At 39.3% G+C, this 1,087-nt stretch carries 2 protein-coding genes; both read right to left on the bottom strand.

Going from position 1 to position 1,087, the window contains the following annotated elements:
• Nucleotides 1-62: 62 nt before the first annotated feature.
• Nucleotides 63-575 (bottom strand): conjugative transfer protein MobI(A/C), encoded by a 513-nt coding sequence (gene mobI / locus INT21_RS16995; RefSeq protein WP_193085513.1) that lies wholly within the window; start codon nucleotides 573-575, stop codon nucleotides 63-65.
• Nucleotides 576-702: 127 nt separating this feature from the next.
• Nucleotides 703-894, bottom strand: coding sequence for an AlpA family phage regulatory protein (locus tag INT21_RS20810; RefSeq protein ID WP_193085512.1), 192 nt, complete (start codon nucleotides 892-894; stop codon nucleotides 703-705).
• Nucleotides 895-1,087 lie beyond the last annotated feature (193 nt).

The following is a 1,087-nucleotide window of genomic DNA, read 5'->3' as shown; positions in this document are numbered from 1 at the left end:
GGTAAGATACTTGCTGAGGTGCTATGAGAAATCCGGGCTAGGGCAAACTTTTTTATTAAAAACTAGACCATATTTACAAGCTGCGCATGTGCACGACGCAATTGACGTCTAGCATCAACAAGAGATTTCGACATCGCTCGACAATACGCAAATGATTTTTCCATTTCTCTAATTAGTTCTTTTTCCCATCCATACAGCTTTGCAATATCACGTTCAAGATACTTATTTTCTGAGCTCTTCTTTATATAAAGCCCTTTTCTAAAGTTGGATTTACCATTCTTTACTGTAAATGATTCTTTATAATAAGATATTTCAGTTGCGTATTCTCGAAGGCGAACGCGGATTCCGATTTTACTGCCTTTCTCACCTCTTTTTTGTCTTTCATACACCTCTTCCCAGAAAACATCTGCTATCGAAACTGCTAATAAGTGAACTTTTTGTATATCACAGTTAATCTGTTCAATACGTTCTTTAAAACCTTCATCAATGGACAAATCAAGATCCATTAGCGCTAATATACGCGATTCGCGATCTTCAGCTAGCTGTTTAAGCAAGGTTGGATTATTAAAATCCATCAAAACACTCTCCCAAATTTCAAATAATTTACTGTCAAAAATTGTTAACGACTACAGCCCGATTCTGGGCTGCAGCGTATTGTTTTGATGACTTCATACATGACTCTCGAGAAATGACGAAGAACATTTATTTTTGTTTGCTTCGTTCCCAAGAGAGGAGCGCAGATAACGACCACCGCACAGCTCGCGGCCCAATTCTTACTGGAGCCGGCATGTGGCCATCTTTTATCCAACGCCACAAAGTGGATCGCGAAATTTTATAACGTTTACATATACATAAGTCAGAAAGATACTGATTCTTTTCTTCGTCTAAGCTCATAGACAAAACTCCCTTAAGTAAGTGAATTGTTAACTCAAGAGCAGATTAAAGATATTCAGCAACAAAAGCGGGAAATAAGGCCATCAAAATGGCAGTACTAATCGAAATTTTTGGCTCTTCGACTTCGTGTGTGGAGTTTGTCCCCTGAGCCCGCCTTATTCACGAGGGCGCTGATTGAGCGGTCTGAAGGTAC

The organism is Halomonas sp. 3F2F (assembly GCF_014897805.1).
Classification (GTDB): Bacteria; Pseudomonadota; Gammaproteobacteria; order Pseudomonadales; family Halomonadaceae; genus Vreelandella.
Note: the sequence above shows the minus strand (reverse complement) of the source record. Positions and strands in the feature narration are given on the sequence as shown.